At 43.8% G+C, this 26861-nt stretch carries 28 protein-coding genes and 1 tRNA gene; 20 read left to right on the plus strand and 9 right to left on the minus strand.

From position 1 onward, the window contains the following. Nucleotides 1–53: 53 nt before the first annotated feature. Nucleotides 54–611, plus strand: a complete 558-nt coding sequence (efp, locus tag EUBC25_RS12045; protein WP_230105726.1) for an elongation factor P — start codon at nucleotides 54–56, stop codon at nucleotides 609–611. A gap of 157 nt (nucleotides 612–768) precedes the next feature. After that, the gene (locus EUBC25_RS12050) at nucleotides 769–1671 is read left to right on the plus strand and encodes a DUF5688 family protein (protein ID WP_230105727.1); all 903 of its coding nucleotides are present in this window, start codon (nucleotides 769–771) and stop codon (nucleotides 1669–1671) included. Nucleotides 1672–1733: 62 nt separating this feature from the next. Here the strand turns inward: EUBC25_RS12050 and EUBC25_RS12055 are convergent. Then, nucleotides 1734–1805: transfer RNA gene (locus EUBC25_RS12055), tRNA-Arg, on the minus strand. Nucleotides 1806–1915: 110 nt separating this feature from the next. Between EUBC25_RS12055 and EUBC25_RS12060 the strand changes: the two genes are divergently transcribed. From EUBC25_RS12060 to EUBC25_RS12070, 3 genes are read left to right on the plus strand one after another with little or no spacing between them, the layout of a single operon-like run. Continuing rightward, nucleotides 1916–2545 carry a hypothetical protein gene (locus tag EUBC25_RS12060; protein ID WP_230105728.1) on the plus strand — a complete coding sequence of 210 codons (630 nt, stop codon included), beginning with the start codon at nucleotides 1916–1918 and terminating at the stop codon, nucleotides 2543–2545. Nucleotides 2546–2592: 47 nt separating this feature from the next. After that, nucleotides 2593–3300, plus strand: a complete 708-nt coding sequence (locus EUBC25_RS12065; RefSeq protein ID WP_230105729.1) for an AzlC family ABC transporter permease — start codon at nucleotides 2593–2595, stop codon at nucleotides 3298–3300. Continuing rightward, complete coding sequence (locus EUBC25_RS12070) at nucleotides 3291–3623, plus strand: branched-chain amino acid transporter permease (RefSeq protein WP_230105730.1); 333 nt, start codon at nucleotides 3291–3293, stop codon at nucleotides 3621–3623. The genes EUBC25_RS12065 and EUBC25_RS12070 overlap by 10 nt, the downstream gene beginning before the upstream one ends. Before the next feature lie 85 nt (nucleotides 3624–3708). Here the strand turns inward: EUBC25_RS12070 and EUBC25_RS12075 are convergent, their stop codons facing one another. From EUBC25_RS12075 to EUBC25_RS12090, 4 genes are all read right to left on the minus strand, one after another. After that, the gene (locus EUBC25_RS12075; protein WP_230105731.1) at nucleotides 3709–4527 is read right to left on the minus strand and encodes a hypothetical protein; all 819 of its coding nucleotides are present in this window, start codon (nucleotides 4525–4527) and stop codon (nucleotides 3709–3711) included. Beyond that, on the minus strand, nucleotides 4521–5222 hold the full coding sequence (locus EUBC25_RS12080) for an ABC transporter ATP-binding protein (RefSeq protein WP_230105732.1): 702 nt from the start codon (nucleotides 5220–5222) through the stop codon (nucleotides 4521–4523). Before EUBC25_RS12080 ends, EUBC25_RS12075 begins: the two co-directional genes overlap by 7 nt. Before the next feature lie 2 nt (nucleotides 5223–5224). Beyond that, on the minus strand, nucleotides 5225–5593 hold the full coding sequence (locus EUBC25_RS12085; RefSeq protein ID WP_230105733.1) for a GntR family transcriptional regulator: 369 nt from the start codon (nucleotides 5591–5593) through the stop codon (nucleotides 5225–5227). 108 nt (nucleotides 5594–5701) lie between these two features. Further along, nucleotides 5702–6598: a deoxyribonuclease IV gene (locus EUBC25_RS12090; protein WP_230105734.1), complete on the minus strand. Its 897-nt coding sequence runs from the start codon at nucleotides 6596–6598 to the stop codon at nucleotides 5702–5704. A gap of 167 nt (nucleotides 6599–6765) precedes the next feature. Between EUBC25_RS12090 and argS the strand changes: the two genes are divergently transcribed. Both argS and EUBC25_RS12100 read left to right on the plus strand, forming a co-directional pair. After that, the gene (argS, locus tag EUBC25_RS12095) at nucleotides 6766–8532 is read left to right on the plus strand and encodes an arginine--tRNA ligase (RefSeq protein WP_230105735.1); all 1767 of its coding nucleotides are present in this window, start codon (nucleotides 6766–6768) and stop codon (nucleotides 8530–8532) included. 7 nt (nucleotides 8533–8539) lie between these two features. Then, nucleotides 8540–9703 carry an alanyl-tRNA editing protein gene (locus EUBC25_RS12100; protein WP_230105736.1) on the plus strand — a complete coding sequence of 388 codons (1164 nt, stop codon included), beginning with the start codon at nucleotides 8540–8542 and terminating at the stop codon, nucleotides 9701–9703. Between the two features lie 46 nt (nucleotides 9704–9749). Here EUBC25_RS12100 and EUBC25_RS12105 read toward each other — a convergent pair whose 3' ends face one another. Continuing rightward, complete coding sequence (locus EUBC25_RS12105; RefSeq protein WP_230105737.1) at nucleotides 9750–10241, minus strand: prolyl-tRNA synthetase associated domain-containing protein; 492 nt, start codon at nucleotides 10239–10241, stop codon at nucleotides 9750–9752. Between the two features lie 204 nt (nucleotides 10242–10445). On the opposite strand from EUBC25_RS12105, the gene EUBC25_RS12110 reads away from it, so the two are divergent. The 6 genes from EUBC25_RS12110 (at nucleotide 10446) to EUBC25_RS12135 (ending at nucleotide 16712) form a co-directional block, all read left to right on the plus strand. Further along, complete coding sequence (locus EUBC25_RS12110) at nucleotides 10446–11423, plus strand: CPBP family intramembrane glutamic endopeptidase (RefSeq protein WP_230105738.1); 978 nt, start codon at nucleotides 10446–10448, stop codon at nucleotides 11421–11423. 135 nt (nucleotides 11424–11558) lie between these two features. Then, on the plus strand, nucleotides 11559–12707 hold the full coding sequence (locus EUBC25_RS12115; protein ID WP_230105739.1) for a C40 family peptidase: 1149 nt from the start codon (nucleotides 11559–11561) through the stop codon (nucleotides 12705–12707). A 204-nt stretch (nucleotides 12708–12911) separates the two neighbouring features. Continuing rightward, nucleotides 12912–14051, plus strand: coding sequence for a C40 family peptidase (locus tag EUBC25_RS12120; protein WP_230105740.1), 1140 nt, complete (start codon nucleotides 12912–12914; stop codon nucleotides 14049–14051). Between the two features lie 224 nt (nucleotides 14052–14275). Further along, nucleotides 14276–15043, plus strand: a complete 768-nt coding sequence (gene rpsB / locus EUBC25_RS12125) for a 30S ribosomal protein S2 (RefSeq protein WP_230105741.1) — start codon at nucleotides 14276–14278, stop codon at nucleotides 15041–15043. 45 nt (nucleotides 15044–15088) lie between these two features. Then, entirely contained in the window at nucleotides 15089–16009 is a 921-nt protein-coding gene (tsf, locus tag EUBC25_RS12130) for a translation elongation factor Ts (protein ID WP_230105742.1), read from the plus strand. Nucleotides 16010–16343: 334 nt separating this feature from the next. Next, a complete protein-coding gene (locus EUBC25_RS12135; protein WP_230105743.1) occupies nucleotides 16344–16712 on the plus strand; it encodes a VOC family protein in 369 nt (122 codons plus the stop codon). 51 nt (nucleotides 16713–16763) lie between these two features. Here the strand turns inward: EUBC25_RS12135 and EUBC25_RS12140 are convergent, their stop codons facing one another. After that, on the minus strand, nucleotides 16764–17072 hold the full coding sequence (locus tag EUBC25_RS12140) for a hypothetical protein (protein WP_230105744.1): 309 nt from the start codon (nucleotides 17070–17072) through the stop codon (nucleotides 16764–16766). Between the two features lie 113 nt (nucleotides 17073–17185). Here EUBC25_RS12140 and EUBC25_RS12145 point away from each other — a divergent pair, with 113 nt between their 5' ends. The 4 genes from EUBC25_RS12145 (at nucleotide 17186) to EUBC25_RS12160 (ending at nucleotide 20834) form a co-directional block, all read left to right on the plus strand. Beyond that, the gene (locus EUBC25_RS12145; protein WP_004611575.1) at nucleotides 17186–17401 is read left to right on the plus strand and encodes a helix-turn-helix domain-containing protein; all 216 of its coding nucleotides are present in this window, start codon (nucleotides 17186–17188) and stop codon (nucleotides 17399–17401) included. Nucleotides 17402–18092: 691 nt separating this feature from the next. Next, on the plus strand, nucleotides 18093–19376 hold the full coding sequence (gene ltrA / locus EUBC25_RS12150; protein ID WP_230105745.1) for a group II intron reverse transcriptase/maturase: 1284 nt from the start codon (nucleotides 18093–18095) through the stop codon (nucleotides 19374–19376). A gap of 159 nt (nucleotides 19377–19535) precedes the next feature. After that, nucleotides 19536–19919 carry a hypothetical protein gene (locus EUBC25_RS12155; protein WP_230105746.1) on the plus strand — a complete coding sequence of 128 codons (384 nt, stop codon included), beginning with the start codon at nucleotides 19536–19538 and terminating at the stop codon, nucleotides 19917–19919. Between the two features lie 33 nt (nucleotides 19920–19952). Next, nucleotides 19953–20834, plus strand: coding sequence for a hypothetical protein (locus EUBC25_RS12160; RefSeq protein WP_230105747.1), 882 nt, complete (start codon nucleotides 19953–19955; stop codon nucleotides 20832–20834). Here the strand turns inward: EUBC25_RS12160 and EUBC25_RS12165 are convergent. Together EUBC25_RS12165 and EUBC25_RS12170 are read right to left on the minus strand one after the other, a co-directional pair. Beyond that, nucleotides 20811–22604, minus strand: a complete 1794-nt coding sequence (locus tag EUBC25_RS12165; protein WP_230105748.1) for a BlaR1 family beta-lactam sensor/signal transducer — start codon at nucleotides 22602–22604, stop codon at nucleotides 20811–20813. The two genes, EUBC25_RS12160 and EUBC25_RS12165, sit on opposite strands and share 24 nt — an antisense overlap. A 12-nt stretch (nucleotides 22605–22616) precedes the next feature. Beyond that, entirely contained in the window at nucleotides 22617–22991 is a 375-nt protein-coding gene (locus EUBC25_RS12170) for a BlaI/MecI/CopY family transcriptional regulator (RefSeq protein WP_230105749.1), read from the minus strand. Nucleotides 22992–23173: 182 nt separating this feature from the next. Between EUBC25_RS12170 and EUBC25_RS12175 the strand changes: the two genes are divergently transcribed. The 3 genes from EUBC25_RS12175 to EUBC25_RS12185 all read left to right on the plus strand — a co-directional run bounded on the left by EUBC25_RS12175 (nucleotide 23174) and on the right by EUBC25_RS12185 (nucleotide 26846). Continuing rightward, nucleotides 23174–23812, plus strand: a complete 639-nt coding sequence (locus EUBC25_RS12175; protein ID WP_230105750.1) for a DNA-3-methyladenine glycosylase family protein — start codon at nucleotides 23174–23176, stop codon at nucleotides 23810–23812. Between the two features lie 19 nt (nucleotides 23813–23831). Continuing rightward, nucleotides 23832–24365: a methylated-DNA--[protein]-cysteine S-methyltransferase gene (locus EUBC25_RS12180; protein WP_230105751.1), complete on the plus strand. Its 534-nt coding sequence runs from the start codon at nucleotides 23832–23834 to the stop codon at nucleotides 24363–24365. A gap of 150 nt (nucleotides 24366–24515) precedes the next feature. Then, the gene (locus EUBC25_RS12185) at nucleotides 24516–26846 is read left to right on the plus strand and encodes a cation-translocating P-type ATPase (RefSeq protein ID WP_230105752.1); all 2331 of its coding nucleotides are present in this window, start codon (nucleotides 24516–24518) and stop codon (nucleotides 26844–26846) included. Nucleotides 26847–26861: the final 15 nt, after the last annotated feature.

Raw genomic sequence — 26861 nt, forward strand, 5'->3', positions numbered from 1 at the left:
AGTGAATAAGAATGCCATGTGCCGGGGGAAGGCACGATTTAAGGAGGATTATAATGGTTTCAGCAGGTGATTTCAAAAATGGTTTGACTGTAGAAATTGAAGGGAATATTTATCAGATCCTGGATTTCCAGCATGTAAAACCTGGTAAAGGCGCTGCTTTCGTGCGCACAAAATTAAAAAATATCATAAACGGCGGCGTGGTAGAAAAGACATTCCGTCCGACAGAAAAATTTGAGACAGCTCATATTGACAGAAAAGATATGCAGTACTTGTATACAGACGGTGATCTGTATAACTTTATGGATATGGAGACATATGACCAGCTGGCAGTAAATGCGGATGTGGTCGGAGATTCTCTGAAATTCGTAAAAGAGAACGAGACGGTAAAAGTGATTTCTCATCAGGGAAATGTGTTTGCTATTGAACCGCCTATCACTGTAGAGCTGCGAGTTACAGAGACAGAACCTGGTGTGAAGGGAGATACAGCAACAGGTGCTACAAAGCCGGCTATCGTAGAAACTGGAGCACAGATCATGGTTCCGCTGTTTGTAAATCAGGACGATGTTCTGAAGATCGACACACGTACAGGAGAATATTTGTCCAGAGTATAATGAGAAGTGTATACAGAGACAGATTCATCTGAATTTTAATAAGAAAAGAAAAAGCCTTGCATTTTGTGCGGGGCTTTTTTATAATGTAAGTTACCATAATATCTATCTGCCTGGGATCTGCAAAAAGACAAAAGCATCTGATGGAGAAAGGAGCTTTATGTCATATGAAAAATTCGTGGAACTGTTGGAAAAAAGGCTTCGGGAGGCTTTGCCGGAAGAGTGGGATATCTGTATCCGTACAGTGATCAAAAATAACGGGAGAGAGCGCAAGGGTATTGTGATCCGTGAGCCAGGGCTTAATATTTCTCCGACGATATATTTGGAGGGATATTTCGAGAGATATCAAAGAGGATATACTCTGGAAGAAATCGGGTGTCAGATTAAAGAACTGTACCAGCATGTGAAAGTGACGCACAGATGGGAGGGAGGATTTCTGACAGAATATGAAAATGTCAGGTCGAGGATTATTTACCGGGTAGTGAACTGTCGAAAAAACCAGGACTACCTTAGAGGAATCCCCTATGTTCCCTTTTTGGATCTGGCTGTTATCTTTTTTGTAATGCTGGATCTGGATGGTGAAGATAAAACGGCTTTCATGCCTGTGGGGGAAGAGCACCTTCGCCTGTGGAATGTGAAAAAGGAAGACGTTTACCGGGAGGCATGTCAAAATACACCAAGACTTCTTCCGGCTGAATTTGCGCCTATGCAGACTGTTATATATGAAATGGCAGGGGAGGAAGGCCCGGAAGAATGGGAGCAGGGCGAAGAGGATGTCCATATCCTGACAAACAGCAGCCGGAATTTTGGCGCAGCAGCCATACTCTATCCTTCCTGTCTGAAGCGTATCGGGGAATATCTGGGCAAAGACTTTTATATAATGCCAAGCAGTATCCATGAAGTGATCATTCTGCCGGTCAGTATGGCGCCCTCCTGGGAAGAACTGGATCTGATCGTCAGAGAGATGAATCAGACGCAGCTTGACAGAGAGGATGTGCTGTCTGACAGGGTCTATTTTTATTGCCGGGAGAAGGAGAAACTCATGCTGCCGGAAAAAGAATAAGAAGAACAAAGAGTTCCTGGCAAATTAAAAAAGAGCAGTCGGTATAAACTGACTGCTCTTTACGTCTCTGACCAGAGTCGAACTGGCGCACCTGCCTCCGGAGGGCAGTGCTCTATCCACTGAGCTACAGAGACAAATAGTATAATAGCACAAATGGAACAAAATTACAAGATTGACTTTCAAAAAAATAGCGAGTATTATTTTTAGTGCCAGACTGCATACAGAATAAGAAGTGGAGGTAGAAATGAAGGGAAGACTGAAAAGCAGCGGCAGTACAGCAAAAAAGGGCAGGCTCCTTAAGATTGCAGCGGGATGTCTGATATTGTTAGTGCTGGCTGCAGCGGGATTCAATCTTACCAAAGAGAAAGCGAAAAGCCAGGAGACAAAGGATACGGCAGCAGAGCTGCAGGAAGACATTCAGAAGAAAGAAAACAAAGGCTGGGAGCTGATCGAAGAAAATCCACTGAAAGAAAATACGGATACAGCAATCGAACAGGCCGTCCATGATTATTATGAACAAAAGACAAGTGAAAACGGCTTCGCAGAAGGGTATAACAATCTTACAATTTATCTGAAAAAGGCAAGATATGAGGATTGCTATATTGCCTTTGTGAAATATACTATGAAGATAAAAGACATTTATACAGAGGTGCCGGGGATGGAAACACTGTATCTGAGAAAAGAGAAGGGAAAGTGGCAGATCCTCTCCGAAGGGGCGGAGGATGAGATCCTACAGGAAGCAGAAGAGGTTGCATCCCATGATGACGTACAGCAGTTTATGGCGGGAGTGCAGCAGGATTATGCCGGTGCAGTTGCATCGGATGCTATGCTTGCAGAGGTGCTGACAGATCTGGAACAGGCCTCTTCACAGTAGAGAAGTAAGAAATAGGATATACAACGGATAAAGGAAAGGAATAAGGGATGACAGGTTACAAACATGCATTCAGAAAGGCGTTTCCTTATACGATTCCTGTTTTGACGGGATATCTTTTTATTGGGATTGCCTTTGGCGTTATGTATGCGGAGAAAGGGTATTCCTTTTTATGGGCAATATTGATGAGCCTGCTTGTATATGCAGGCTCCGGGCAATATCTGGCAGTAAATTTTTTTACGCCGGGTATTTCTTTTGTACAAGTGATATTCATGACTTTAATGGTAAATATCAGACACATATTTTATGGGATATCACTGCTTGACAAATTTAATCAGATGGGGAAAAAAAGGTGGTATATGATCTTCGGTCTGACTGATGAAACCTATTCCCTTTTATGTACAACAAAAATACCGGAAGGAGTAGAAGAAGAAAAATTTCTATTTGCGATTTCTATTATGAATCAGTCCTACTGGGTAATCGGTTCTGCCATTGGAGGACTTGCAGGAAGTTTTCTGCCCTTCAATTCGGAAGGGATCGACTTTGCCATGACAGCGCTGTTTGTGGTGATCTTTGTGGAACAGTGGATGGATGCCAAAAACAGGATTCCGGAAACAATAGGCGTGGCGGCAGCGTTTCTCTGCCTGCAGATATTCGGAGCCGACAGTTTTGTGCTCCCTTCCATGCTTCTTATTATCATGATCCTTTTTGCGGGACGAAGGAAGCTGGATGAGAAGGAGGTGGCAAAATGCCGTTAAGTGCAGGAGTATCATTTGTAATTATTTTCCTTGTGGCGGCCACTACTTTTGCTACAAGAGTCGTTCCGTTTTTGATATTTCCAAAGGGGAAAGAGATACCGGAAGTGGTGCGTTATCTTGGAAGAGTGCTGACACCGGCAGTGATCGGTATGCTTGTGGTATACTGCCTGCGGGCGACACCTGTGGCAGAAGCGCCCCATGGGATTCCGGAAGCGGCTGCTGTCTTTGTGACAGCGGCGCTTCATGCCTGGAAGAGAAATAACCTTTTAAGTATCGGAGTAGGCACTGTGCTTTATATGGTGTTGATTCAAGTGTTTTTTTAGGAAAAAGAAAAAGGCATATGACGAGCTGCAGATTATACTGCAGAAGTCATATGCCTTTTTGTGCAAATATCCCTTCTCTGCAAGGTTAGCTTAAATTGATTTTCTTTTTCATAATAATATAAGAAATAATATAAAGTATGATGGCAAATACAATTTCCAGGGCAAAGGAAAGATTTAATATATTTGTCATATAGGAAGCAAAGGTAAAGTCAGAGTTGCCGACAGTACCTATTATAAGGTTATCAGTAAGCAGACCGTAAATCCCCATCAGTATGGTAGCCGCAATCGAGGAGATGGTGGTAAGGACAAAATAGGAAACAACAGCTCCCAATACCTTGTGACCGTTAAAAAGCTGCCCCAATATGACGGCTGACTGGATACTGACCACATTGACAACCGCGCCGATGAAGGTAAGTACTACCATATACAGCAAAAAGAAATGAAAGCTGCTCTGGCTGGAAAATCCCAAAAGCCGGATAAATTCTCCCCAATGAGCGCTGAGAGCTTCGGTAACAGGCGGGATAGCGATCAGGATAAAAGCGCACAGGTACAGGATGAAAGCATCAATAGCGCACCATATAGTTCCAGAGAGTGTCTTTGACAGTAAGTGCATCCCTTTGGTGACGGGAAGGGTATTGGTGAGATATCCCTCATCGGAGAATAAATTTTTGTAAAATCTTACTGCTATAACGAGAAGGGTACCAAATGAAGCGCCCGCAAACAGGATGATATATACAGTAAAGGTCAAAGCAACAAGCAATTCGCTTATATCATCAGCTTCATAAGGAAATCTTCCGGTCAGGAATATGCGTCCCAGTATGGAAAATATAATCAGAAAAATATGAATGACGATCAGAAATCTGGTTGTAGATTTCAGATCATACCGAATCAGTTTGCCTAACATCTGAACACCTCCCGGAATAACGCGTCTACAGATTTACCCTGATCCATTCGTATTTCATCTACCGCTGCATTGAGTACAACCTGCCCCTGCTTTAGAAAGAGAACCCGGTCCAGGATGTTTTCAATGTCTGTGATCAGATGGGTGGAGATCAGGATGGTCGCGTTTTCGTTATAATTTGTCAATATGGTCTGAAGAATATAGTCCCTGGCAGCAGGGTCCACTCCACCAATCGGTTCATCCAGAACATACAGCTGGGCGTCACGGCTCATTACCAGGGCCAGCTGAACCTTTTCTTTTGTTCCCTTGGAGAGAGCGCGCATACGGGAGTTGACGTCGATCTCCAGATCTGTCATCATATGGTAAGCGCGGTCAGTGACAAAGTTTTCGTAAAAATCTGAAAAATAGGAAATGATATCCTTGATCTTCATTGAGGGATCCAGATAGGTCCGCTCCGGGAGATAGGATACGATCTTCTTTGTCTCAACGCCGGGCACCATTCCATCGATCAGAACCTGTCCTTCTGTAGGAATCAAAAGATCATTGATCAGTTTGATCAAAGTGGTCTTTCCACTTCCGTTCGGTCCCAAAAGCCCGATGATCTGTCCCCGTTCCAGAACCAGATTCAGATTCGTAAGGGCGTTGACATGGTTGTTATATTGTTTGGTAAGCCCTTTGCATTCTAATATCGGCTTCATAGTCAGTGTTCCCCCTTTATAGCTTCCTGAAGTAGAGCAAGCGTCTCTTCATCCTGGAATCCGAGACTGCGCATTTTTTCAAAAAATTCATGGATATGGCTGGCAGCCTGTTCCTGTTTCATTTTTTTCAGCATAGCTTCATCCTCCGTTATAAACCGGCCGCTGGTTCTCTGGGCGTAAACCAGGCCGCTTCTCTCTAGTTCGGAAAGAGCTTTTTGCATTGTGTTTGGATTTACCGCGGCCTCCACGGCGAGATCTCTTACAGACGGAAGTTTATCGCCGGGTTTGTAGACTCCGGAAATGATATCCCTTTGTATCCGTTCCATAAGCTGCAGATAGATCGGGCGGTCATTATCTAATTCCCATGGCATGCATGTCACCTCGTTTCTATTGTACGATTTGATATTCGACAAATGTATTAGCTATATAATACAATAATACATAAATATAAAATTGTCAAGAGAAAAAGAAAAGCCGGCTTATTTGCCGGCGATTTCTTCCTGAAGACGGGAATTGAACTGTCCGCATCTTAACATCTGTATTTCTTCCCGATAAGGAGGGAAAGACTTTTTTGAATTTTCGGAAGAGGGGATATAGGGAGTTTCGAGAATCTTGGGAACATTTTCAAAATCAGGGTGATGCACAATGGTGTGAAGGGCATCAAAGCCAATGGTGCCAAAACCAATATTGGCGTGGCGGTCTTTGCGGGCGCCCATCGGATTCTTGCTGTCATTGATATGGAAGACCGCAATCTGATCTTTGCCCAGAATGCGGTCAAATTCATCGATCACACCGTCAAAGTTATTTTTAACATCATATCCACTGTCATTGGTGTGGCAGGTGTCAAAGCATACACGCAGCTTGTCGTTATACACAACGCCGTCATAAATGCGGGCGATTTCTTCAAAGCTTCGTCCGATTTCAGTCCCCTTTCCGGCCATTGTTTCCAGTGCGACATTGACGGTTGTTTCCCTGGTAAGGATGTGGTTTAGGCCGCGGATGATCTGAGCGATTCCAGCGGATACTCCTGCACCCACATGAGCTCCGGGATGGAGGATCAGAGTGGAGCTTTTGCAGGCGGCAGTACGTTCAATCTCCAGGGCAAGAAATTCTTCTGCAAGTTCATAGGTTTCCGGTTTGACAGTATTTGCAAGATTGATAATGTAAGGGGCATGGACAAGGATCTGTCTGATCCCGTGTTCCTCCATATATTTCCAGGCCGGGTCGATATTCAACTCGCTGATGTCTTTTCGTTTTGTGTTTTGAGGCGCCCCGGTGTAAAACATAAATGTATCAGCTCCGTAGGTGACTGCTTCTTTTGCGGAGCCAAGGAGCATATCCTTTCCGCTCATTCCAACATGAGAACCAATGATCATAACATTCCTTCTTTCTTTTATTATTGGTTATTCGAGGGTAGCATAGTTTCGCGGAAATGGCAAGGAAAATCCAGTTTGTCAAAAGAGAGATATTGAGGGAAAGGGGGAATTATGGTAGACTGTAGAATGATCAAAGGGTATTGTGGAACAGGAATGGAGGAAAAAAGATGAAAAAGCTTTTAGATAAGATAACCGCAGAAATGGAAGAGGCTTTTGAAGAAGCGGGTTATGACAGATCCTATGCAAAGGTAACGCTGTCAAACCGTCCGGATCTGTGTGAATACCAGTGTAATGGGGCTATGGCGGGAGCCAAGGTTTATAAAAAAGCGCCGATAATGATTGCAAAAGATGTGGTGTCTCAGATCGGGAGACAGGGCTGCATTGCAGAAGCAGAAGCAGTTGCTCCGGGTTTTATTAACCTGAAGATTGATGACAGATACCTTGCATCTTATTTGAATGATATGGCGGGAGAGGAAACGCTCGGTCTGGAAAAGACAGAGAATCCGGAAATGATCGTTATAGATTACGGCGGACCTAATGTGGCAAAGCCTCTCCATGTAGGGCATCTCCGATCCGCGATCATTGGAGAAAGTGTCAAGAGAATCTGCAGAGCAATGGGGCATAAGGTTCTTGGAGATATACACATGGGAGACTGGGGCTATCAGATGGGACTTATAATTACAGAGTTAAAGAAACGCCAGCCTGATCTTCCGTATTTTGATGAGTCTTTTGAAGGAGAATATCCCAGTGAGGCGCCATTTACCATCGGAGAGCTGGAAGAGATTTATCCGACTGCAAGCGCCTATGCTAAAGAGCATGAAGAATACAGGGAAGAAGCATTGCATGCTACCTATTTGCTTCAGAACGGACACAAGGGATATACCGCTATCTGGAAGCATATCATGCAGGTTTCCGTGGCGGATCTGAAGAAGAATTATGCCAATTTAAATGTGGAGTTTGATCTGTGGAAGGGAGAGGCGGATGCGCAGGCCTATATTCCGGACATGATCGAACGGCTGAAAAAAGAGGGGTTTGCAAGGGTAGATGACGGAGCCCTTGTCATTGATGTAAAAGAAGAGACAGATACGAAAGAAATTCCTCCATGTATGATCCAGAAATCAGACGGGGCCTCTTTGTACGGGACGACAGATCTTGCTACTTTAGTCCAGAGAGAGGAAGACTATCATCCGGATCAGGTGATCTATGTAGTGGATAAGCGCCAGGAACTTCATTTTACACAGGTATTCCGGGCAGCGAAAAAAACCGGGATCGTACCGGAAAAGACAAGGCTTCGTTTCCTTGGATTTGGTACAATGAACGGAAAGGACGGAAAGCCCTTTAAAACAAGAGAGGGCGGTGTAATGCGCCTGGAGAACCTGATCCGTGAAATTAACGAGGAGATGTACCACAAGATCACGGATAACCGGACAGTGGGCGAAGAGGAAGCAAAGGAGACTGCCGGAATTGTGGGAATGTCTGCTATTAAATATGGAGATCTGTCTAATCAGGCCAGCAAGGATTATGTATTTGATGTGGACCGCTTTACATCATTTGAAGGAAATACAGGTCCCTATATTCTTTATACTATTGTACGGATCAAATCCATTCTTCATAAATATGAAGAAATGGGAAAACATCTGGAAGATCTTTCTGTCAGCGGAGCTCACAGTGACAGTGAAAAGGCGCTTATGCTGGAAATTGCCAAATACAATGCTGTCATGGAGACCGCTTATGAGGAAACAGCGCCTCATAAGATCTGTGCGTATATTTATGACCTGGCAAATGCATTCAATCGTTTCTACCATGAAACGAAGATCCTGGCAGAGGAGGATGAAAAAGTACAGGAGAGTTATATTGCAGTTCTGATCCTGACAAAGAGAGTACTGGAGGCATGTATCGATATACTTGGATTTGAAGCGCCGGAAAGGATGTAGACAGGAAATGGAGATTGGGCAGACAGAGAAGCTTTTTTATCAGGACAGTCACATGAAAGAATTTGATGCGAAAGTACTTTCCTGTGAAAAGGATAAAAAGGGCTATCGTGTTATTTTAGAGAGGACTGCATTTTTCCCGGAAGGCGGAGGGCAATATGCTGATACCGGATGGCTGGATGAGGCAGAGGTCTGGGATGTGAAGGAAAAACAGGGAACTGTCCATCACATAACGGATCGTCCTTTGGAAGTAGGAAAAACTGTTCACGGGAAAATCAGCTGGGAAGAGCGTTTTGAAAAGATGCAGCAGCATACGGGAGAACACATCATTTCCGGGCTTGTACACGCCCGCCTCGGGTATGATAACGTAGGCTTTCACCTGGGAAATGATTACTGTACTATGGATTTTAACGGTCCTATCATGCCGGAAGAGCTGGAGGAAATTGAGTGGGAAGCCAACAGGGCAGTTGCCCTGAATCTGAAAGTAGAGACACTTTACCCCTCCAGGGAAGAGCTTTCCTTTATGGAATACAGAAGCAAAATAGAGATCGAAGGCCAGGTAAGGATTATAGAAATTCCGGGATTTGATGTCTGTGCATGCTGCGCCCCTCATGTAAAGAGAACAGGGGAGATCGGACTGATCAAGCTGGTAGGGAGGATGAACTACAAAGGCGGAGAGAGGATTACCATGCTGTGTGGGTTCCGGGCGCTTAGAGACTACCGGATCAAACAGGCAAATGTAAAAGCCATAGGAAATCTGTTGTGTGAGAAGGAAAATGAGACAGCAAAAGCTGTGGAAAAGCTGAAGGCGGAGCGGGATGGCTGGAAAAATAGAACATTGCTCCTCCAGCAGAAGCTTTTGAGATACCAGGCAGCTGAAACAGCAATAAGAGAAGGCGTGACCTGGATATTTGACAGCGGGCTGGAAGGAAACGGGCCAAGGGAGCTGATGAATGCTTTGCTTGACAGAGGGGCAAAAATAGCGGCTGTGTTTGCCGGAACATCAGAGGAAGGGTATCGCTATGTGATCGGAAGCAGGAAAGAGGATGTCCGTCCGTTTGGAAAAGAGCTGAACGAAAGGTTTGCCGGCAGAGGCGGCGGCAAACCGGAGATGGTTCAGGGAAGCCTGAAAGGGAAGCAATGCCTTATTGAGGAATATCTGAAGAATAAATAAAAGGAAAGGACATGGGATGCAAAATCCATGTCCTTTTGCCGTTCCATTATAATTTGATTTTTATGACATCTACATCGAGATCCCACAGAAATTTGTCCAGGTCTTTGAAAGAAAGGAAAACGGTAGCAGTGTTTTCCAGAGGATGGATCCCGAGACTTTTACAGCGGGAAAGATCCTTGTCGATAAAAAATTCCACCGCATGATCTGTGTCATTCATAAGTCCGAAGGGGGAAACGCTTCCCTGTTTTAAGCCAAGATACTGTTCCAGGCGTTCCTCTGAGGCGAAGCTTAGATTGCCGCCTCCAAGCGCGCGTCCAAGAGACTTGAGATCTACTTTTTTCTTTTCGTCGCAGGTGACAAGGAAGTGACGTTTGCCTTTGGAATCCCGAAGAAAAAGATTTTTGCACAGAGTACCCTTTTCCGGAAGGCCGAGGCGGTCCATGTCCTCCATAGTATGAACAGGTTCATGTTCAACGACTTCATATTTAATACCGAGTTTATTCAGTGCGTCATAGACACGCTGTTTCTGATCTTCCATATTATAAAACTCCTTTCCTGAAAATTATATTTACTATTATATGGCCTGGAGACAGGAAAGTAAAGAAAAGGAAGCGGAATCAGTCGGCAGAGAGTTTATACTTTTTTAATTGAAACTTTTGTAAATGAGAAGTAGAATAAGAAAATCAGGAGTTTTATGTACTGTTACATATTTAGATTTGGAAAGTGAGGAACAGAAATATATATGAGCAATCCATGGGAAAATCCCGGAACAGATCCCGGGTCCGTTGAACCGGGGCAGGAACAAAAGAAAGACGAACAGGAGAAGACGCCCATACCGTCAATGCCGAAAGTATATAAAACCGGTGCATGGTATGTGTTTGTACCTCTGGTGATCAAATTAGTCGTCAGTATGGTTGTCAGTATGGCGGCAGCGGGAATATACAGCTTTTTTTACATGTCCAACCACTATGATGAAGCAGTTGGGGCAATGCAGAATCAGGATGCCATGACGGATATGACTTTGACAATAACAGAGCAGCTGATGCAGTATACCACACTGCTGGAGGGGATCAGCGCATTGCTTGTGATTCCTATTATGTTGTTTTTGTTTCACAGGGATCGTAAGAATGAAAAATTTCTTGGAATTGTGCCGAACAAAAAAGCTTCTTTGTGGCAGTATGCAGGTGTGATCGGCATTTCGGCTGTCTTGTGTGTGGGTGTAAATAATCTGATCATAATCGGAAATCTTCAGTCGATGAGTGCATCATATCAGCAGACTACAGATGCCCTTTACAGTGCATCCCTGCCCGTACAGGTGATTTGTCTGGGCCTTTTGGTACCTGCAGCTGAGGAACTGGTATTCCGCGGGGTGATGTTCAGGAGGATGCGCCAAAGAGCAGGATTTATCCGCTCGGCAGTTTCCGCATCTTTGATCTTTGCCGTTATTCACGGAAATATGGTTCAGATGATCTATGCTTTTTTCATGGGAATGGTGCTCTGTTACTTATATGAAAAATACGGATCTGTCAAAGCTCCGGTATTGGGGCATATGGTAATGAATCTTGTTTCAATTGCAGCTACAGAAACGGCTGCCTATGAATGGATGATGCAGCAGCCTATGAGGATCGGTATTATTACGGTTGTATGTGCAGCAGCGGCGTCCAGTATATTTGTGCTGATACAGCGCATTGATGAGAAACCGGTTCAGCCGTCAGTTTAAATGTTACGGAAATATTACAAAAAATTAAAAAAGTATTGCAAAAATATAAATTTTAATTTATATTAAATGTATGGGAGGGGAAACACAGCAACAGGAAACAGACATAGCAGATAATTGAAAAGGGACAGAATTAAGATGAACAGAATAGGAAGAACACTGCTGATGACAGCATTAGCCAGTTTTTTAGCCACGACATCGGTACTTGCTGCACCGTCGGCTGCAGAGCTGGAAGAGAAAAAAGAGGCAGCTACAGAAGAGGCAGAGTCCTTGCAGGAACAGTTGACAGAGCTTATTACCAAGATCGGATCAATGGAAGAACAGCTGATCAAGACCGGAGAGAAGATCATACAGGCCGAGGAAGATTTGGAGGAAGCCGAGAAAAAAGCAGAAGAACAATATGATTCTATGAAACTTAGGATCAAATATATGTATGAAAGCGGAGAGTTAAGTTCTCTGGAAACCCTTATATCGGCAAAAGACTTTTCAGATCTGGTTAACAAAGCGGAATATGTTCAGAATGTTCATACATATGACCGGCAAAAGCTGGAAGAACTGGAACAAACAGAAGCAGAAATAAAAGATCTGAAGGAAACTCTGGAGACAGAGCAGAAAAAGCAGCAGGATATGCAGGAACAATATGAGCAGGAGGAAGAAAACCTGAATGCGACTCTGACAGAGAAGAAAGCAGAGATTGCTGACTTTGACGAGCAGATTGCAGCAGCAGCTGAGGCGGCGGCACAGGAAGCGGCGCAAAGAGAGGCCGAGGCAGCAGCGGCAGCAGAACAGGAGGAATCCGGCGAAAGTGACAGTTCACAGCAGGATGAGTCTGACAACAGCACATCCTCTGAAAATACATCCGACGGTACAGAGTCGGGCGGCAGCTCTTCGTCGGGAAGCAGTTCCTCATCGGGAAGCAGTTCCTCGTCAGGAAGTTCCTCCTCTTCGGGAAATACTTCTGTGGCACAGGCAATTGTAAATGCAGCTTACAGCCAGTTGGGAGTTTCTTATGTATATGGCGGTTCCACTCCGGGATCTGCCCTGGATTGTTCCGGGCTTGTGCAGTACTGCCATTCTGTTGCGGGAATTTCTCTTCCGAGAACTTCTTATGCACAGGGTGGATGCGGAGTGGCAGTAACGGATCCGCAGCCGGGAGACATTGTGTGTTATGGAAGCCATGTAGGAATTTACATTGGCGGAGGGAAAATGATACATGCTCCGAAACCGGGAGATGTTGTAAAAATTGCCAGTGTTTACGGATCTCCGTGGTACAGGAGATGCTGGTAATCCGGTGAACATAAAGCTGAAAGCAGGAAGGCAGTAAAAAGAATTGCCTTCTTGTTTTTATTTCTTGGAAAATTTGTTGAAATTGCAGAAAAATTGTTGTATTCTTATTGTGTATAAATATAAATCAGGGTAATGGCGCTTCCGCAAAAGAGCGCGAAACAGACAGAAGTTAACAGCATACAGATAGAGATAAGGTGGGAGAGTATGAAGAAAAAAATAGTACAGGCAACTGTCACGGCGATGCTGGTCAGCTCCATGGTAGTATGTCCTGTTTTTGCAGAACCATCCATAGATGATCTGAAAGATAATAAAGCAGCTGTGGAAGGGGAAGTGACATCTCTGCAGAGTCAGTTGACAAGCATTCTTGACAAGATCAACACACTGGAAAGTGATCTTTCAAAAAAGCAGGAAGAGATTGAAAAGGCCAATGTCGATCTGGAAGAAGCTATTGTGCAGCAGCAAAAGCAATTTGCAGATATGAAAAAACGAATCCAGTATATGTATGAAGCGGGAAATGGAAATGAATTGGAGATCCTTCTCTCCGCGGAAAATTTTTCGGATTTGATCAATAAAGCAGAATACATACAAAATGTACATGAGTATGATAAAGAAAAGCAGGCGGAATGTGAAGCTACAACAAAGAAGATAGAAGAGCTGTCCGCCACACTGCAGGAAGAGGCAGAGTCTCTGGAAAAAATGCAGGTACAGTTGGAAGAGGACAAGACTTCCCTTAATACGATGATAGATGGGAAACAGTCAGAGATTGCCCAGCTGGATGCCAGCATCCAGGAGGCGGTGGCAGCCCAGAAAGCAGAAGAGGAAAAACGTCAGCAGGAAGCAGCGCAGGCAGCAGCGGCCCAGGAGGCTGAAGAAAATAGCAACCAGTCCCAGCAGGGAAATAATTCCGCCGGAAACGAAAACAGCAACAGCGGATCAAACGGAGGAGGATCCGGAAGTTCATCAGGCGGAGGAAATGCATCGATTGTGCCGCCGCAGGGGACAGACGGAGCGGCAGTTGTGGCGTATGCAAGACAATTTCTCGGAAATCCTTATGTACTGGGAGGTAACAGCCTGACAAATGGAATTGACTGTTCCGGGTTTACCCAGCAGATTTATGCAAAGTTCGGAGTCAGTCTTGGAAGGACGGACAGTTCACAGGCTTATGCGGGAGTGGAAGTACCGCTTTCACAGGCACAGGCGGGAGACCTTCTGGTGTATTACGGACATGTAGGCATCTACAATGGAACCGGGGGGATCATCCATGCATCAGCTCCCGGAGTAGGTATCGTAGAGTGGAGTGACTGCACTTACAGGCAGATCCGCAGTGTCAGAAGAGTTCTGTAGTAAAATATCAATGAAGAGAGAAAAATGATCATGAAAGTGCCGGAAAGCCAGAAAAATGCTTGCATCCGGCACTTTTTTATGGTATTATATTCAAGTCGCAAAAAAACACGCATATGTCTGCCTGTAAAGGTGCCTAAGCCTTTTTGATGGATTACAGGATGAAAGGCCGGTCTTACGGGAAATGCAATGTGCGGAAGTAACAAAACCAAATGGAGGAAAGAAACATGAGTGTTATTTCAATGAAGCAACTTTTAGAAGCAGGTGTTCATTTCGGACATCAGACAAGAAGATGGAACCCTAAGATGGCTCCGTACATCTACACAGAGAGAAATGGTATCTATATTATTGACCTTCAGAAATCTGTAGGAAAAGTAGATGAAGCATATCAGGCAATTTCCGATATCGCAGCAGAAGGCGGAACAATCCTGTTTGTAGGAACAAAGAAACAGGCACAGGACGCTATCAAAACAGAAGCAGAGCGCTGCGGTATGTTCTATGTAAATGAGAGATGGCTGGGCGGAATGCTCACAAACTTCAAGACAATCAAGAGCAGAGTAAACCGTCTGAAAGAAATCGAAGCAATGGCGGAAGACGGAACATTTGACGTACTGCCGAAGAAGGAAGTTATTCAGCTGAAGAAAGAGTGGGAGAAACTGGAGAAAAACCTTGGCGGAATCAAAGAAATGAAGAGACTGCCGGATGCAATTTTCATCGTTGACCCGAAGAAAGAAAGAATCTGCGTTCAGGAAGCACATACACTTGGCATTCCGCTTATCGGTATTGCAGATACAAACTGTGATCCGGAAGAGCTGGATTATGTAATTCCAGGAAATGACGATGCAATTCGTGCAGTAAAACTGATCGTTTCCAAGATGGCAGATGCTGTTATCGAGGCAAATCAGGGAGAAACAGGTTACGAAGAAGAATATGCAGAAGGTGAAGAAGCTTACGAAGAGCAGGCTGAAGAAGCTGCAGAAACAGTGGAAGCTTAATTAAAAACCCCTTGTATAAATAAGATTTCGACGGAGGAATGAAAAATGGCAGTTACAGCTAGTATGGTAAAAGAATTAAGAGAACTGACAGGCGCCGGAATGATGGACTGCAAGAAAGCTCTTAATGAAACAAATGGAAATATGGATGAGGCGATCGAATACCTGAGAAAGAACGGTGAGGCAAAGGCAGTGAAGAAAGCCGGAAGAATTGCCGCTGAAGGTATTGTAATGGCAGAAGTAAAAGATGACAAAACAGCAGCAATTGTTGAAGTGAATTCAGAGACAGACTTCGTTGCAAAGAATGCTGATTTCCAGGCATTTGTAAAAGCTGTTGTTGATCAGGCAATTGCATCAGAGTCCAAAGATATGGATGCATTCATGGCAGAGGCATGGAACGAAGACGCTTCCAAGACAGTAAAAGATGTTCTGACAGAGAAAATTTCTGTTATCGGAGAGAACTTAAGCATCAGAAGATTTGAAAAGATCGTATCTGACGGATGTGTCGTAGCATATATCCATGGCGGCGGACGTATCGGTGTTCTCGTAGAGGCGGAAACAGATGTCGTAAACGATGAGATCAAGACATGCCTGAAGAATGTAGCTATGCAGGTTGCAGCTATGTCTCCGAAGTATGTATCCCGTGAGGAAGTTTCACAGGAATACATTGATCATGAGAAAGAGATCCTGCTTGCACAGGCTAAACTGGAGAATCCGAACAAACCGGAGAACATCATTGAGAAAATGATCATCGGACGTCTCAACAAAGAGATGAAAGAGATCTGTCTGTTAGACCAGGTATATGTTCAGGACGGTGACCTTACAGTTGCAAAATATGTAGAGAAGGTTGCAAAAGAGAACGGCGCTAACATGACTGTTAAGAAATTCGTTCGTTTCGAGACCGGAGAAGGAATCGAGAAGAAGGAAGAGGATTTCGCAGCAGAAGTTGCAAAACAGATGGGAAACTAATTTATCATCGTAGGACTGGTAAAAGCGAATTAAATAAGGTATTTAAGCGGTTTCTGGCTATTTTGACAAGTGTTATAAACTACTGTAAAATCTCACAAAATATCGTGCTATTTTGGGTACAGATTGGGTAGGGCATTGGGTAAAGAAATTTACCCAACCTCTTAACGAGGAATTTGCTTGTTGTTTAAAATAGAAAGGGAACGCTGTGAATGTTGAGGGTGTATTGTATTTTGCAATACACCCTTAAATTTTTGGGAAAAATAATGTTAAAAACTAGGAAATGTGTTAGAATGAAAGAAATAAACAAATTAGAATTTGAAAGGATGTTAAAAATATGGTAGATGAAGTGGTATTAGGGAATGTTATGGTTGATTGTGATGATGAAAGAAAATTGCAAAGATTCTATGGAGAATTATTAGGTTGGGAAATGTGTGAACTATTTGCAAGACCGGCTGTCCGTAGTTCTTCGGGGATTGTTTTTTTGTTTATTGAGGAAAAAGATTATGTTCCTCCTGTATGGCCAGAAGATACAGGAAAACAACAAAAACAGATGCATTTTGATTTTCAGGTTGATAATGTTGCAGAAATGGTTAAGAAAGCGGAATCATTGGGAGCGAAGAAAGCGGAAAGTCAATTTGGAGGAAATGATTTTGTAACCATGTTTGATCCGGCAGGACATCCGTTTTGTTTATGCCGGAAGTGACAATTCCAGTTTGTAGCAGACAGTTTTGGCAGGACTGTCTGCTTTTCCTTTTCAATCATAATTGATAGTAGTGGTATAGAATGGCTCGTATCCGTTGTGAAAAGACCATTTAGAGTAGTATAGATTGATTGTAAGGATAGTGGGAGTTCCGTTGATTTGATTATGTTCTGCTTCGATTTCCGCTACCACTTCATCAGTATTCCAGTATTGATATACGATAACTTGTAATTCGGTATCACGATTAGCCCTATTACTGAATGACATACTGTTAAATACAAGATAATCGGGCAAGCTAATGTAAGAGAGAACGCCTGCAAGCAAGATTAGAATAATAGTGACAAATAATAATTTCTTTTTCATTTTGACATACCTCTGTTTCTATATAGTTATAAGGATAACTATATAGTACCTCACTATATAGTGAATTACTACATAAAGATTTATTGAATATACTTTTATGTAGAGGTGAGGAAATGAAGTACGGACATTTAGAACTTCACATAGAGGAACTGCTGAAAGAAAAAGGAATTAGTAAGAATACCATTTGTAAGGAATTGGATATACCGAGGTCTAACTTTAATCGTTATTGCAGAAATGAATTTCAAAGATTAGACGCACAACTAATCTGTAAACTGTGCAGTTACTTGGATTGTGGAATAGAAGAATTGATAGAGTATGTGAAAGAATGAGAGCCTGTCGGATTGGAGAAAATTCGTATAGGCTTTTGTTGTGTCAAGAAATAGAGAAAATGTAGTGAGGTCAAGGAACAAGGCGAAGCCGATACGCCGTAGGGCAGTCCTTGACGGAACGAACACAGCCAACAGAACCATGATACAGCAGAGGACTTGAAAGGTCAGAAACCTTGCAAGTCCTCTTGTCGTATGACGGGCATGCCGTCAGTCTGTGGTGAAAGTCCACAAGGGGCGTAGTTGCCAACGAACCCCATAGCGACTCCCAAGGTTTACATCGTGAGATGTGGGCGAGAAGAAGGGATAGCGAAATCGTAGCCTGACGAACAGAAACCTGATATAAGGCGTACATGGCGGATAAGCTGACTACAGACAGTGAAGTCCAAAAGGCAACCGTAACCCATGTGCGTAGATCAGGCAGGTAGATGAGGAAAGACTGGCAGGCTTATCCCGTGAGGTCTCACAGGCTGTGAAACCCGCAGTAGTAACAACGAACTGTGAGAAGTCAGCAGAGGCCGTAGTAGGCAAAGCCCTGGAATGGGAAGTGCTGAAGGGCTGAACAATGTAACCGTGTAATCAAATGTATGCTCCATGGAATACCTGACGGCAGGAGGGGCGAAACGTAAATGAGCAGGTACTGCACAACCTAGGGCAAATCCATGGAAACGGAAAGGAGAAAGCACACAAGGCAATGTCAGAACTGTTGGAAAAGATACTGTCCAAAGATAACATGAACACTGCATACAAAAGAGTCTGTGCCAATAAGGGCGCAGGAGGGGTGGATGAGGTAACAGTCGAAGAACTTGGCGATTATATCAAAGAGAATTGGGAAAGTATCAGGAATCAAATCAGGAACAGGGAGTACAAGCCCCAGCCAGTCAGGAGAGTGGAGATCCCTAAGCCAAACGGCGGAATGAGAAAACTGGGAATCCCAACTGTAATGGATCGGGTAATCCAGCAAGGCATCGTGCAGGTGATAAGCCCCATGTGTGAGCCTTTGTTTTCGGAATGGAGCTACGGCTTCAGACCGAACCGGAGCTGTGAAATGGCAATCAGACAGCTGCTTGTATACCTAAACGAGGGATATGAGTGGATAGTAGATATCGACTTGGAGAAATTTTTCGATAACGTACCGCAGGACAAGTTGATGAGTCTGGTTCACAAGATTATCAACGATGGCGATACAGAATCCTTAATTCGCAAGTATCTAAAAGCAGGAGTTATGACGCCACAGGGATACGAGGAAACCAAACTCGGAACCCCACAGGGCGGAAATCTATCACCATTGCTGTCAAACATCATGCTGAATGAATTGGATAAGGAACTGGAGAGGAGAGGACTCCGGTTCACAAGATACGCAGATGACTGTGTCATAGCGGTCAAAAGCGAATCGAGTGCCAAAAGAGTGATGCGGACGGTATCAGACTGGATACAGAGGAAACTGGGGTTAAAGGTCAATATGACCAAAACGCACATCACAAGACCATCAAAGTTGAAGTATCTTGGATTTGGATTCTACAAGGACAGTAAGACAAAAGAATGGAAATGCAGACCCCATCAGGACTCTGTGAAGAAGTTTAAAGACAGACTGAAAGAACTGACCTGTAGAAAAATGCCGGGGACAGTCACGAGCAAGATTGAGAAAATCAATCAGGCGACAAGAGGATGGATTAATTACTATGCCCTTGGTTCCATGAAAACAGCGATGATAAAGATAGACGCACATTTAAGAACAAGAATCAGAGTTATCATCTGGAAACAGTGGAAAGTGCCGAAGAAACGGCAATGGGGACTGCAGAAACTTGGAATCGGAAAAGACCTTGCAAGACTGACAGCGTATTGTGGAGACCGCTATTACTGGGTAGTGACTAAGACATGCGTTGTCAGGGCAATCTCTAAAGAAGTATTAGCCAGAGCAGGGCTTGTAAGCTGTTTTGACTATTACAATGAGCGACATGCTTTGAAGTTACGTTGAACCGCCGTATGCCGAACGGCATGTACGGTGGTGTGAGAGGGGAGAGAAAATCTCCCCTACTCGATTATAAATATATTGACATTAAATATTACATATGTAATAATTAGAAACAAAATATAACACTTTAAAAAGGAGGACGCTGTAAAAAGGAGGAATAACATGGACGAAATATCAAATGCAAACGAAATCATTTGGCTATTTCTGGGAACGGTACTGTACTATTTGCTTACCGCTGCATTTTCTTTGGGAATATGGGCGGAAAGTGAAAGGATATCAAAGATTTTCTATTTGGCAAATGTTTTGTCAGCCGCTGTCATTTCATTTTGTAATGTTGAAATTGCTTTTGTTTCTGCTGCATATGAGCCTGAGTTTTTAAAAATTTTAGCCTATGGAAAAGCGTTCACCATACTGGAGGTTATTCTGCTTTGCGGAAGCATGATATTTCAAAAACGAAAGCACAAAATACTGCGGAATATATTGCTTAATATTTCAACGATAGGCGGTTTGGCTTTGTTTACTTATCTGATGCAGATGAAATATTAGACAAGATCAGATTGAAAAGGAGGGTATTCGGATATGCTGGATCAAAATTTGAAAGATCAGATTCAATATGCTTATAAACGGATGAAACATGGAAGAATAAAGGGATTTCTGCTGTGTTGGGTTATTTATGTATTCATGGGCGGAATTGTCAGCCTGTTCCTTGGAAATCCCTTTCCGCATAAGGAAAGTGTTTTCTTTTTTTCGATATGGGATCCTGGCTGGATCTATACATGGGCAGATACACGTCCCTATCTGTTAGTGATTTTTACCGCTGTAGGAATTGTTTTGTCGTTTATAGGATTGTCCGGTATGATCCTGAGGGATTTGGCAAAGATCGATCAAGTCATCCTTCAGCAGTGTGATGCGGAAACCTATCTGAAGGCAATGGAATACGGGGTAGCTTATGGAAAAAGTCTTAAATGCAAGGGTTTTCAAACATCCGTTTTTATGATACTGCAGCAGAGATTGGCTACAGCGCTGATCGTCAATGGAAAATTGGAAGAAAGCAGACAGTTTTTAACGGAAGAATGGATTGGAAAGAAGAGCAGCAGACTATATAAGAAGATAGTTATGAATCTGGACCTTGCCGAGGCCTATCACCATGGGGACGCTGGTAAATTTAATGAACTGTTTCAAAATGCGGATCTCGCATTTAAAAAGAATAAACTATTTGCTGCCGAGCAAATGTTTCTGGAACAGAAATATGAGCAGACGGCAGCATTTCTAAAAACATATAAAGCAAAGAACCCTTATAATGAAGTGTTAAGGAAGTATCTGCTGGGTATGTGTTTTGATAAAACAGGAGAGCAGCAAATGGCAGAAGACTGTATGCAGTTTGTAGCGGCTCGCGGGAATACGATGCCCTGCCGGAAGAGGGCGCAGGAATGGATCTTAGCCAATGTGCCAAAGGTTTAAGTCGGAGAGAATGGATAGAGTGATTTCTGCAGCGCTGCTTCCGGCAGCATTGTTTTCTGACTGAATATTAGTGGCAAAGAAATAGGTATTTTCCGGCGTTTCAGCGAAACCGATAAACCAGCCGCTGATGTCCTGCCCGTCTACATTTCCGGTTCCTGTTTTGCCATAAAGAGTTCCGGCAGGAGAAGAAGAAAGCCGGAGGCTGTCTTTTACAGCCTGTATATTTTCAGGATCAAAACCAAAGGTGTTATGGTAAAAGGCGTTCAACAATTCGACCTGCTCTACAGGAGATATTTTCAGAGCGGATTCCAGCCAATAGGATGAAATATCACTTCCGATCGTTTCATTTCCGTATCCGACTCTCCGTATGTAGGATTGAATGGTCTCCCTGCCCATCTGATTATCGAGAGTCTCAAAATACCAATTGACAGAACCGGACATTGCTGTTTGCAGGGTCTGATCCTGTTCCCAGGCATCAAAAGGATAATCCTTATGATCCCATGCAAGCAGAGATTGATCTGGTGTGATAATGCCTTCTTCAAGGGCAAACAGCGCATCATAAACTTTGTAGGTCGAATTTGGAGCTGTCCGTGTTGCAGCCATATCCATATTGTAAATGCTCCATTGATCGCCGGTTAAATTGTACAGAACAAAACTTCCGTCATACTGTTCAAAATAGTCAGATAGATCTAACTCCGATATGCGTTCTCCGGAAGTATCCCACTGATACTGATCATCGGCCGCTGCATAGGAGGACAGCACAGGGGTAATGCCGACAAAAAGTGCAGCTGTGAAAGCGAAAAGAACCATACTCTGCAACCTTTTGGAAGAAGAGGGCTTTTTGTAAGCTGCAATGTTGCGAATCCGCTGTTCCAACTGTTTTATTGTCCCGCCCAGGCTGCTTGAAAAAGGAAAAGGAGAAAGGGAGATCTTCTCCGCAAAATTGATTAGTGTATAACCGTAATCCTGATAAGAATCCGCATGCAGCATATTTAATACGGCGCTGTCACAGGCAACCTCACGGTCATTTCTCATTGCTCTTGCAGCAAGCCAGATAAGCGGATTGAACCAGTAGAAAATCTGGGCCGCCAGGAACAGAGCATTCGACAGATTATCTTTATGCCGATAGTGCTGTAATTCATGTAGCAGCATGTAACGTATCTTTTCGGGCTCATAATCCGTGATCAGGCGGATGGGGAGATAAATGCGCGGTCTGATCCATCCGGTGATGACAGGAGACTTCAAAAAAGCAGTACTGTAAATCGGAATCGCTCTGGTTATGTGCAGTTCTTCCAGGCAGCTTTTATACAGTTTTCGCACTTCATGATTTTGCAGAGGCAGCGCAGATTTTTTTATTCTGTACAGGCTAAGGGAAGAGCGGAGAACCAGTAGAATCATTGCCAGAATGCCGATGATCCAGATTCCAAAGAGTATCGTTCCGACCACAGAAGGAATCCTGCTGCTGACAGACACAGTAAAGTCATTCATCCACCCGGAGGCTGTTTCAGGTGAAGTGAATGTATCTGCAGCAGCAACAGTATTGTTGAAGGGGGCGGTTCTATCATTAAAGTCCATAAACCATGAAAATATCCGATCGGACCGGACTGGAAGGAAGGGAACCGCCATCAGGCACAGGGGCAGAAACCACAGATTGTATTGTGTCCGGCTGGTTAAGCGGGATTTCCATATTTTTTTCAATAAGAATAAAATACCGATCATGCCGCTGATCAATACATTACAGATGAAAAAACGTATGATAAAGTCAGTCATAAAACCTTCTCCTTAATCAGAGTTTTTGGACAGGATGGAACGTAAATTGCAAAGTTCTGTTTCTGACAGTTGGTTGTTTTCCAAATATGACGAGAGCATTGTACTGATATTTCCGTCATAGAAACGGTTCAGGAACGAATTGCTCTGTTGATTGATATATTCGTTTTCTTCTACGAGAGGGGTATAAACAAATACACGACCCTGTTTTTCGTAAGTCAAAGCGCCCTTTGTCACAAGACGTTTTATAAGCGTCTGGATTGTTTTCGCACTCCATGAAGTAGTCTTCAGTAGGCGATCTGTTATTTCATTTGTGCTGATAGGGGCAAATTTCCATACTATTTTCATAACTTCAAACTCAGCTTCAGAGATCTGTGGTAATACAGACATAATTATTCCTCCTATGAATCTTACATATGTAATAAAAATATTATAGTACGTTCCAGTGTGTTAGTCAAATCAATGAAGATGCGGATGGCTGGGGCAAAACTTATAAAGTGTTGAGAAGAAAGAAAAATGATAGTATTATTTTAATAAATAGGAAAAATACAGAAGAAAAAGGAGGAACACCGTTGTACTTCTCATATGGCAAAACCGAAGTAGAATACCTGAAAGGCAGAGATAAAATCTTAGGTGAGATCATAGATAAAATCGGCCCCATTGAGCGCAAAGTGGATACGGATTTATTTTCATCTGTTGTCCATCACATTATCGGACAGCAGATTTCCACAAAAGCCCAGGAGACGATCTGGAGACGAATGCAGGAAGGGCTTGGCAGCATCCAGGCAGAAAACATTGCAGCGGCAGATGTTTCCGACCTGCAGTCTTTTGGGATCACATTCCGTAAAGCGGAATATATCAAAGATTTTGCAAAAAAGGTGGAGAGCGGGGAGTTTGATCTGGACAGCATTTCCCATATGTCTGATGAGGAGTCAGTCAGGCAGCTGGCGTCTCTGAAAGGGATCGGTGTATGGACGGCTGAAATGATCCTTTTGTTCTGCCTCCAGCGCCCCGATATTTTCAGTTATGATGATCTGGCGATCCAGAGGGGGCTGAGAATGGTCTATCATCACAGAAAAATAGATAGGAAGCTATTTGAAAAATACCGCAGACGATTCAGCCCCTGCTGCAGCGTTGCAAGTCTTTACCTCTGGGCTGTGGCAGGAGGCGCCATCCCCGGTATGAAGGATTATGCGCCAAAAAAGAAATGACAGGAAATGGAGGGATCATATGCAGTACATCAGTCATTACAGATCACCGCTGGGTGACATTCTTCTGGCGGCAGACCAAAGCTGCCTGACAGGATTGTGGTTTGAGGGGCAGAAATATTTTGCCCTTCATCTGGATAAAGAGCGGGAAGAAAAAGAAATTCCGGTCTTTGAGAAAACGAAGCAGTGGCTTGATCTTTACTTTTCAGGGAAAGAGCCTGACTTCACAGTGCCCCTTCGGTTCATTGGGACGGACTTCCAGAAGGAAGTATGGGAGATCCTTTGTTCCATTCCCTATGGACAGACCATGACTTATGGGGAAATTGCAGGAAAGCTTGCTGAAAAAAGAGGGAAAAAGAGCATGTCGGCCCAGGCGGTAGGCGGCGCTGTGGGACATAATAAAATTTCTATTCTTGTTCCCTGCCACCGGGTTGTGGGAAGCGACGGCAGCCTGACAGGATATGCAGGCGGGATTGAGAAAAAAGTGAAACTGCTGACATTGGAGAAGGCGGACATGAAGTCTTTCTTCCTTACCAAAAAAGGAACGGCGCTGTAAGCGCCGTTTTCTCATTTAATAGGAAATTTTGTTCCCTAAGGCTATGGCAGAAAAATAGTTTAAAAATTGTTTAAGAAATCCCGGAGTGATGTTTAGGATAATGTGCTACTGTCTAATATGTAAAAATAGAAACAGGAGGCAAAAGAAACGATGAAAGAGCAATTGTCAGGTTTATCTGCTCTCCAGGTGGCAGAGCGCCGGGAACGGGGAGAGGGTGAAAGCGAAAGCGGGAAGATTACAAAGAGCAGGGGACAGATCGTCCGGGGAAATTTATTTACTCTGTTTAATTTTCTGAACTTTCTGATAGCAGGACTTCTTTTTGCAGTCGGGGCATATTCCAACATGCTGTTTATCGGCATTATCATTTTAAACATTATGATCGGGATTTTTCAGGAACTGAAGGCGAAAAAGCTGGTAGATGAACTGTCTATCCTGAACCGTCCGCAGATCTGTGTCCGCAGAGATAACGAAGAAATGCTTGTGGAGCCGGAAGAAGTTGTGAAAGATGATCTGGTGGTGCTGGAGAGCGGAAATCAGATCTGTTATGATGCTGTTGTAATAGATGGTATGCTGGAAGTAAATGAATCGCTGCTTACAGGAGAAAGTGATGCGGTGGTGAAAGAAACTGGTTCAGAACTGTTTTCCGGAAGCTCTGTCATTTCGGGAAAGGCCTATGTAAGAGTGATACATGTAGGTGACAGCAATTATGCAACGAAACTTGCAAACGAGGTAAAAAAGGAAAAGCAGGTTCAATCAGAACTTTTAGGATCAATGAGAAAAGTGACCCACTTTACCAGCTTTTTGATCATTCCGCTGGGAATCCTTCTTTTTGTGGAAGCGTTTTTCTTCCGGAATACGCCGGTGAATGAAGCGGTATTATCTTCGGCGGCAGCCTTGCTTGGCATGCTTCCGAAGGGATTGGTGCTTTTGATCTCTGTTTCTTTAGCGGCAGGTGTGATCCGTCTGGCCAAAATGAAAATTCTTGTCCAGAATATTTATTCTCTGGAGACGCTTGCCCATGTAGATACCCTCTGCCTGGATAAGACAGGGACCATCACAGACGGAAATCTGAAAGTTTGCACAGTAATTCCAGTGAGCATATTTCCGGAAGGAGAAGTAGACAGGCTGATAGGGTCTTATATGGCGGCCTGTGATGATAATAATGTTACTTTTCGTGCATTAAAGGAAAGATTCAAGGAGGATCCGGTTTATCAGCCGGTGTATAAAATTCCGTTTTCATCCAAAAGAAAATGGGGCAGTGTAAGTTTTCAGGGAGCAGGCACAGTATTTGTAGGAGCGCCTGAGAAGCTCATGGGAAATCTTTCCAGAAATCTGGAAGAAGAAATGAGGAAGGGACGCCGCCTGATCGTGATCGGATATACCGGAAGCATATGGAAAAACGACCAGGAGCTGCCGGAACAGATCCGTTCTCTTTACGGCGTGGTTCTGGAGGATACGATCCGTCCTCATGCGAAAGAAACTCTTAAATTTTTCCGAAAAGAAGGAGTAGATGTAAAGATTATTTCCGGTGATCATGTGACTACAGTATCGCAGATTGCAAGGAGAGCAGGACTTCGCCGGTGGAAGGAAGCGGTTGACCTTTCAGAATACCCGGATGAGATTGATTATGACAGACTCTGCGAGACATGTTCTGTTTTTGCAAGGGTGACGCCGAAACAAAAGCAGGAGATCATAAAGGCGTTGAAGCGTCAGGGACATCAGGTGGCTATGACGGGGGATGGAGTGAATGACCTCCTGGCTCTTCGGGAAGCAGACTGTTCGATTGCTGTTGCGGACGGCAGCGACGCCAGCCGGCAGATTTCCCAGGTGGTGCTGCTTAATTCGGATTTCACCCACCTTCCGCAGGTTGTGATGGAAGGAAGGAAAGTCATACATCATGTAACAAGAACTGCACAGGTATTTTTTATTAAAACAATTTATTCTGTACTGGTGTCCTTTTTATGCCTTTTTACCAATCAGGCATTTCCCTTTATACCGATACAGATTACTTTAATTGATGCCTGTATTGAGGCTTATCCATCCTTTTTTACAATCGTGGAATCCAATACAAGGCAGATACATGGAAGATTTTTGCCTTCTGCCCTTACCCATGCGGCGCCTTTTGGCATAACGGTGACAGCGATGATCGCCCTGACAAATTTTCTTGCGCCGCTTTCAGCTTCCGAACAGCAGACGGTAATGTATCTGCTTTTAATATTGATTTCCATGTCGGCAGTAGTAAAAAGCTGTATTCCTTTCAGTCCCCTGAGAGCCTTTTTGTGCGTGACTATGGTACTGGGGACCTTTGGGGCGATTCTTCTTTTACCGTCTCTGTTTGAAGTTCAGCCTGTTTCGGCAGGAATGGGAATTTATATTCTGGCCGGGATCATTGCTGCTATTTTCCTGATTATGTTGTTGGAGGGCATTACTTACAGATTTGGGGACAGAGTGGAAAAAGAAAGAAATCTGCGTTATGATTAGAAGAAAAGAAAGAAG

The sequence above is a fragment of the Claveliimonas bilis genome, from assembly GCF_020892095.1.
GTDB classification, from domain to species: domain Bacteria; phylum Bacillota; class Clostridia; order Lachnospirales; family Lachnospiraceae; genus Claveliimonas; species Claveliimonas bilis.